The 7,442-nt window shown below is 37.2% G+C and carries 9 protein-coding genes; 8 read left to right on the top strand and 1 reads right to left on the bottom strand.

Features of this window, described 5'->3' with window-relative positions; all coding sequences use genetic code 11:
- Window positions 1-133 (bottom strand): DUF4372 domain-containing protein (locus D6734_07795; protein RMF94441.1); only part of this gene is annotated, 133 nt, incomplete at its 3' end.
- 241 nt (window positions 134-374) lie between these two features.
- Between D6734_07795 and rplU the strand changes: the two genes are divergently transcribed.
- The 8 genes from rplU (at window position 375) to D6734_07755 (ending at window position 7,195) form a co-directional block, all read left to right on the top strand.
- On the top strand, window positions 375-686 hold the full coding sequence (gene rplU, locus D6734_07790; GenBank protein ID RMF94440.1) for a 50S ribosomal protein L21: 312 nt from the start codon (window positions 375-377) through the stop codon (window positions 684-686).
- A gap of 25 nt (window positions 687-711) precedes the next feature.
- Window positions 712-972: a 50S ribosomal protein L27 gene (locus D6734_07785; protein RMF94439.1), complete on the top strand. Its 261-nt coding sequence runs from the start codon at window positions 712-714 to the stop codon at window positions 970-972.
- Window positions 973-996: 24 nt separating this feature from the next.
- Window positions 997-2,019: a GTPase ObgE gene (gene obgE / locus D6734_07780; GenBank protein RMF94438.1), complete on the top strand. Its 1,023-nt coding sequence runs from the start codon at window positions 997-999 to the stop codon at window positions 2,017-2,019.
- Entirely contained in the window at window positions 2,009-3,142 is a 1,134-nt protein-coding gene (proB, locus tag D6734_07775; GenBank protein RMF94437.1) for a glutamate 5-kinase, read from the top strand. The genes obgE and proB overlap by 11 nt, the downstream gene beginning before the upstream one ends.
- A gap of 46 nt (window positions 3,143-3,188) precedes the next feature.
- Complete coding sequence (locus tag D6734_07770; protein ID RMF94436.1) at window positions 3,189-4,445, top strand: glutamate-5-semialdehyde dehydrogenase; 1,257 nt, start codon at window positions 3,189-3,191, stop codon at window positions 4,443-4,445.
- A gap of 61 nt (window positions 4,446-4,506) precedes the next feature.
- Window positions 4,507-5,184 (top strand): nicotinate-nucleotide adenylyltransferase, encoded by a 678-nt coding sequence (locus D6734_07765; GenBank protein RMF94435.1) that lies wholly within the window; start codon window positions 4,507-4,509, stop codon window positions 5,182-5,184.
- Window positions 5,162-5,590: a ribosome silencing factor gene (gene rsfS / locus D6734_07760; GenBank protein RMF94434.1), complete on the top strand. Its 429-nt coding sequence runs from the start codon at window positions 5,162-5,164 to the stop codon at window positions 5,588-5,590. Before D6734_07765 ends, rsfS begins: the two co-directional genes overlap by 23 nt.
- 153 nt (window positions 5,591-5,743) lie before the next feature.
- Window positions 5,744-7,195, top strand: coding sequence for a sodium:solute symporter family protein (locus D6734_07755; GenBank protein RMF94433.1), 1,452 nt, complete (start codon window positions 5,744-5,746; stop codon window positions 7,193-7,195).
- Window positions 7,196-7,442: the final 247 nt, after the last annotated feature.

Raw genomic sequence — 7,442 nt, 5'->3', positions numbered from 1 at the left:
TCCCAACAAACTGCTTCCAGCAACTAAACCCTTTTGCCCCCTTCTCTGACCCTGTCTCATCAACATACCTATAAAACTCAACCTTTGAAAATAATTGTAGAATCTGACTAAAAATATTGCTAAATTTACTCATGGAAGCCTCCTCTCAGGTTTGGTTTTTTTCAAAAAATTATTTTACCCGATGAGGCTTCCTCTTAAAAATCTTATTTTGGACAGATGGGATTCATTACAATATTCAATATTTTCTTGACTTTTATTGGAAAATAAATATTAATCTACTCTCTCTGAATGATAGAGTTTGGTTTTAGCGGCGAAAAACGATCAATAGGTTCAGCTGAAAATCGGATAGTTTAGCATAATGGGAGGAAGATATAGTGTATGCTGTAGTGCAAACAGGGGGTAAACAATATACTGTTTCTCCCGGAGATTTAATAAAGGTAGAAAAGATTGAGGGAAAGCCCGGAGATACAATCGTCTTGAATGAAGTCCTTTTTGTCAGTGATGGTAAAGAGACAAAGATAGGCAACCCTTTTGTGGAGAATGCAAGTGTAAATGCTGAACTCGTGGAAACTGTAAAAGATAAAAAAGTAATTGTCTTTAAGTTTAAAAGACGAAAAAATTATCGCAGAAAAAAGGGACACAGACAAATAGTTTCTTTGCTAAAAATAAAAGAGATTAATTCATAAGAGTAGATTTAAAGGAGAAGATAAATTGGCACATAAAAAAGCTGGTGGAAGTTCAAGTAATGGCCGCGACAGTGCAGGAAAACGTCTTGGTGTGAAGCGCTTTAGTGGTCAAAGTGTCAATTGCGGCACAATCCTTGTGAGGCAGAGAGGAACGAAGATTTTACCTGGCAAAAATGTAGGAAGAGGCAAAGACGATACTCTTTTCGCATTGGTAGCAGGGAAGGTTGCCTTGGAATGGGTATCAAAAGGCAAAAAAAGAATTAGCGTTTATCCTACCGAAAACTAATATTATAAAACTGCGCGCCACTCAGTGTTTATTGATGAAGCAACTGTCTATGTCAAAGCCGGAGACGGCGGAAATGGATGTGTAAGTTTCAGACGCGAAAAATTTGTTCCCTTTGGGGGACCTGATGGCGGAGATGGCGGAAAAGGCGGTGATGTAATATTCAGGGCATCTTCAAGGAAGTCTACGCTGATAGACTTCAAATATAAACCCCACATAAAAGCTGCCCGTGGTGTACATGGAAAAGGTTCAGGACTTCATGGAAAAAATGGAGAAGATAAGATTGTTTTAGTGCCTGTAGGTACGCTTATCTATGACAAAGAAGATTCATCGCTGATTGCTGATCTTGATTGTGAAGGTGCTGAATGTGTTGTTGCAAAGGGGGGTAGAGGAGGCAGAGGGAATGCCCGTTTCAAATCTTCGACAAATCAGGCGCCAAGAACCTTTGAAGAAGGTGAAAAAGGTGAAGAACGAACTCTGCGCCTTGAATTGAAATTAATGGCAGATGTTGGTTTGGTGGGATTTCCAAATGCAGGAAAATCCACTTTGATTTCAGTTGTATCGAATGCCCATCCTAAGGTTGGAGATTATCCATTTACAACACTTGAACCATCTCTTGGTGTAATAAAAGTTGATGAAGAGAATAGCTTTGTTATAGCTGACATTCCCGGACTGATAGAAGGTGCTCATAAGGGGTCAGGTTTAGGTTTGAGGTTTTTGAAGCATATTGAACGAACAGGTGTTATACTGTATTTGATCGATTATTTAGGATTTAAAGAAAAAAGTCCCATTGAGATTTTTGCGACCTTGAAAGCTGAGCTATACCAATACAATCCTGAACTTTTGAATAAAAAGCAAATTATAGCTCTGAACAAGATTGACCTTGAAAGTGATGAGAGTAAGATAAAAAAGGTTGAGGATGAAATTAGACAAAAAAGCGACCTTGAAGTGTACTCGATTTCGGCAATAAGGAAAAAAGGGCTTAAGAAACTAATATGGCGTCTAAATGAGTTGATTCTCAAAAGCAGGGAAGAAAAGAATGAGAATTGAAAATTTTGATAGACAGAGTTTTTTGTCATCTATTAAGCGTTTTGTCGTCAAGGTTGGTAGTGCTGTTTTGTCTGATGAGAAATATGGGATAAATTCAAGAAGAATAAATGCAATAGTCAGACAATTGGCTGAATTGAACAACAGATATGATTTCATTTTTGTAACATCAGGTGCTATAGCTGCAGGTAAAAGTTATCTTGGAATAAGAGGGAAAATTTCTTCACTCAAAGAAAAACAAGCTGCTGCAGCAGTGGGGCAAAGCAAATTGATGCAGTTTTATGAAAAGGCTTTTGCACGATATGGGATGAAAGTTGGACAGATACTTTTGACCCACGAAGACTTGACATCGAGAAAGCGCTATTTAAACGCCGTGAATACTATTCGCACACTTATGAATTATGGAGTTGTGCCAATCATAAATGAAAATGATACAGTTTCTGTAGATGAGATCAGATTTGGAGATAATGATTTTTTAGCAGCATCTCTTGCGAATATGATTGAAGCCAACCTGTTAGTACTCCTTACTGATGTTGACGGTATAGAAAATAGAAATTCAAAGGGAGTTTCATCTATTGTTCCTCTCGTTGACAGGTTTGACAAATCCATCTTTACTATGCTTGATACAACGACAAGCCTCCTTGGAAGCGGAGGTATGACAGCCAAAGTGCAGTCGGCAAAAAAAGCAGCGCTGTCGGGTGTGGCTACCTTGATAGCAAGCGGGAAAAGGAGAAGTATCCTATTAGATTTTTTTGCGGGCAAGGAATGCGGCACGCTTTTTCTTCCTAAGATTGAGAGAATAACACGAAGGAAACATTGGATAGGATTTACTATGAAAGCTAAAGGCAAAATAATCGTTGACAAAGGCGCACAGGAAGCACTTGAAAAAAAGGGTAAGAGTCTCCTTGCAACAGGCATAAAGAAGATTGAAGGCAAATTTTCAGAGGGTGATTCAGTAGAGATTTCCTCTGAAAATGGAGAAATCTTTGCGCGAGGACTTGTCAATTATTCCTTTTCAGAGCTTGAAAAGATCAAAGGGAAAAAGTCACCAGAGATAAAAAAGATTCTTGGCAGAGACAATGTTGATGAAGTTATCCATAGGGATAATCTTGTAATAATAGAATAAATTGAATTGGAAAATAAAAAATTCTTAAAGCAGGGGGATAAGTTGAATGTCTATTGAAAAAGAACTTGAAAAAAACGGAAAACTTGCGAGAGAAGCAGGCAGGAAGCTTTCTGTTTTGTCAACTGAAGTCAAGAATAGAGCCCTTCTTGAAATGGCAAAGGGGCTTGAGACAAATTATCAAAAGATCATCAAGGCAAATAAGGAAGATTTGAAAAATGCCAAGAAAAATAATCTTACATCGGCAATGATTGACAGGTTGAAATTGGATAAGAAGCGGATAGAAAAACTTGCCCAAAGCGTAAGGAATGTTGCATCCCTGCCTGACCCTTGTGGTGAAATCGTAAAAATGTGGAAGAGACCTAATGGTCTTCTTGTAGGAAGAATGCGGGTGCCTGTGGGAGTCATTGGAATAATTTACGAATCAAGGCCCGGAGTTACAGCAGAGGCGGTTTCATTGTGCATAAAATCGGGAAATGCAATAATTTTAAGGGGAGGAAGTGAAGCTTTCAATTCCAATTGTGCAATTGCGAATATTTTGGCAAAGGCATCGAGAAAATGCAAAATACCTAAAGGGGCAATACAAATAATAAATACAATAGATAGGAGAGCAGTATTTGAAATGTTAAAACTCGACAAATATATCGATATGATAATACCAAGAGGTGGTGAAGGACTAATAAATTTCGTTAAAGATAATTCAAGGATACCGGTAATATGCCATGATAAGGGATTGTGCACCACATATGTCGACTCCTATGCTGATTTGGATATGGCTGTGAATGTTTCATTCAATGCAAAAGTCCAGCGCCCCGGTGTCTGTAATGCTATGGAAACTCTCTTGGTCCATAAGGATATTGCGAAAAAGTTTTTGCCTCTAATAGCCAAAAAATTTCAAAATGCAGGCGTTGAAATGAGGGGATGCAATAGGACAAAAAAAATTCTCCCAAAAATAAAAAGTGCAGTGGAAGAAGATTTCAACAGAGAATTTCTTGAACTAAAATTGGCTGTAAAGATTGTTGATTCACTCGATGAGGCAATCGAGCATATAAATACATACAGCTCACATCATTCTGATGCCATTATTACGGAAAACTACTCTAATGCTCAGCGATTTATAAGAGAAATCGATTCTTCATCGGTTTTTGTGAATGCTTCGACACGCTTTGCTGATGGCGGAGAATATGGACTCGGAGCCGAAATGGGCATAAGTACACAAAAACTGCACTGCAGAGGACCAATGGGACTCGAAGAGTTGACTACGACAAAATTTATAGTATATGGGGAAGGGCAGGTAAGAAATTAAAGAGAATCGGTCTATATCATTGAGATGGGTATAAAAGACAATATAAAGTTGAATTCATAGAATGGAAGATAAAGGTCGCATTGGAATCTTAGGAGGCACATTCAATCCTATCCATATAGGGCATTTAAGGATTGCAGAAGAAGTAAGAGAGAAAATGAACTTGAAGGAGGTTGTTTTCGTCCCTTCCTATATTCCTCCGCACAAAGATGAAAGGGAGATAGCGCCTCCTCATTATCGGGCTGAAATGGTGAAGATTGCAATTCAAGACAATCCTTTTTTTAAAATTTCCACCATCGAAATAGATAGGGGAGGTAAATCTTACACAATCGATACGGTAGAAGAATTTAAGAAAAAATATGATGAAGATATTTATTTGATATCAGGCATCGATACATTTGAAGAATTTTCAACTTGGCACAGAGTGGACAATCTTCTGCGTGCCTGCAATTTTATAGTTACATCAAGGCCGGGATATAAAGAAGACAAACTTGAAGATACATTATATAAAACAATTACATCTGATTATCCGGATATAAAATTTAAAAAGGAAAAGAGCAAGGGGAATCTTACAATATATGGGATTGAAACAAGCAATTACAAACTCTATTTATTTTCGTCGATTCTTCTCGATATTTCTGCAAGCAAGATAAGAAGGTGTTTGAAGGAAGGGTCGTCAATAAAATATTTAGTTCCTCACGAAGTTGAGAAATTTTTGATTGAGAAGAAAATATATATATAAGGAGGGAAACTTTTTGGGAAAAGAGCCTGTAAAAAAGATTAAAAAGAAAAGAAGCGAAAGCTTGACTTCAAAACAGATTGTCCTAAAGGCGGCTGAATTTGCCCTTGAAAAAAAGGCGCTTGACCCGGTGCTTTATGATGTAAGAAAAATAACGAGCATTGCCGACTATTTTTTTATTTGCCATGGCTCTTCAGATAAAAATGTAAAGAGCATTGCTGAAAATATTGTTGAAGAATTTAAGAAAAGAGGCATCTATGCTATTTCTGTTGATGGTTTTCTTCTCTGTCAATGGATTGTCATCGATTATGGAGATGTTGTAATACATATTTTCCAGAAAGAAACACGAGATTACTACAACCTTGAAGGAATTTGGGGAGATGCTAAGACTCTGAAAATTCCTGCTTGATTGAATATTTCCAGCCAAAGATTAAATTTCTTGAGAAAGCATAACAATTACTGCTCACATTGATATACACTCATAAAAATCCGATATTGCACTGCCTTTTTACTCCATATATGTTAGTATCGATTTTTGGAATTTTTTATAAAATTGGGTCAAATGGAAATTCAAAATCCGCTGATATTTGGAATCATCATATCTTACATCTTTCTTATAACTCTTATTGGCTCCCTCTTTTACAAAAAAAGTACAACTTCTGAAGGATGGGCAATTGGCAGCAGCAGTCTCGGAATAATCTTTGCTGCCGCAGGTGTTGCAGGAATAAGGATAGGTGGGGTGGCAACATATGGGGTGGCAGGAGATGTTATCACCGGAGGAGTATGGAATATGTGGTATGGCTTATCACATATTCTTGCAATGCTTTTCTTTGCTCTTTTTTTTGCAAAAATCTTCAGACGCCTACAATTATTTTCCTCTCCTCAAATTTTCAATGTCCGCTTCAATAGGAAAAAATGTCAAATATTGGGCAGTTTATGTGTGCAAACAGAACTTTTTATCGTGATGGTCATAGAAATTTATCTTACCGGAAAAATCTTGAATGCCGTTACTACAATTCCTTTAAATATTTCCATCTTTATTGCAGCCACGATTTTTATTTTTTATGTTTCCATCGGAGGGATATGGGGGTCGGCTGTCACTAACCTAATTCATGTTATTGTGATCTATTTTGGGCTGACAGCAGTAGCGATTTTTGGATTACAATATGCAGGAGGTTGGGACAAAATAGTTTCAAAAGTTGATTATGTGGTTCCATTGATTAGTAATGGAGAAATTTCTGTTGATAAATGGTGGAGTCCCATTGGAGGCGGAATTTTTCCCCTCCTTGCAATGCAGTTGTCAGCAATAATTCATACACCTGCTGTATCAGCTTATGTGAACTTTGCATCTGCTGGAAAAGATGAAAAAACTTCATTCAATACATTTATTATAGCAGGAATAATAAGCGCATTTGTGCCTATTATAGCAGGGATTATCGGTATAGAAACTCTTGCTGTCTTTGGAACAAGCGCAGTTTCAAAAAGCTATTACTCGATTACCAAACTTGCAATGTGCGTAAATCCTCTAATTGGCGGGATTGCACTTGCAGCTGTGACTGCGGCAATTATATCTTCGGCTGCCCCTATCCTTTTAAGCTGTTCAACGATGATAGTCGAAGATTGGGTTTGTAGTGTCACGAATCTTACACCTCGAGGTAAAATAATTGGGTTTAGAGCAACAACCGTCCTTTATGGCTATACTGCGGCAATTACAGCTATGTTATTTCCTGTTGCATCCGTCCTTAAACTTCTCCTTTTTGCCTTCGCTGTTGTTGTGCCTCCTGCTACTGCTATTGCTTATATCATCTACTATAGAGCAACTACGGAATATGCCGTTTTTTGGGGAATGCTGATAGGATATTCAGGCGGACTTTTATGGTATCTATTTGGCAATACGGATAAAATAGATCCAGTCTTTATTTGTCTCTTTTCACCACTGATATTAATTCCAATTTTATCAAGAGTTACTGCATATGATTATGATGAAGCAAAAAAATTTTATGAAAGATTATAAGAAGTCTTGCCATAAGATTATAAATTAAATAAAATAAAACCAGATCGAGGAGATTTAAAATGGCTGAAAATGAAACAACAAAGAACAGTTCAGAAAGTTTCTTTTCGAAATACAAAGGAGAAATTCTTTTGACAATCCTAATTATTTATGTCGCCTTACTTGCATTGGGTACAATAGGCGAGCTTTTCGATATTGAGTGGATTTTGAACCTCCCTATTTTTAAATAATTTTTTTATAATATTTATGG

The sequence above is a fragment of the Candidatus Schekmanbacteria bacterium genome (genome assembly GCA_003695725.1).
Classification (GTDB): domain Bacteria; phylum Schekmanbacteria; class GWA2-38-11; order GWA2-38-11; family J061; genus J061.
The sequence above is the reverse complement of the archived record's forward strand: the minus strand, read 5'-3'. Positions and strand labels throughout refer to the sequence as shown.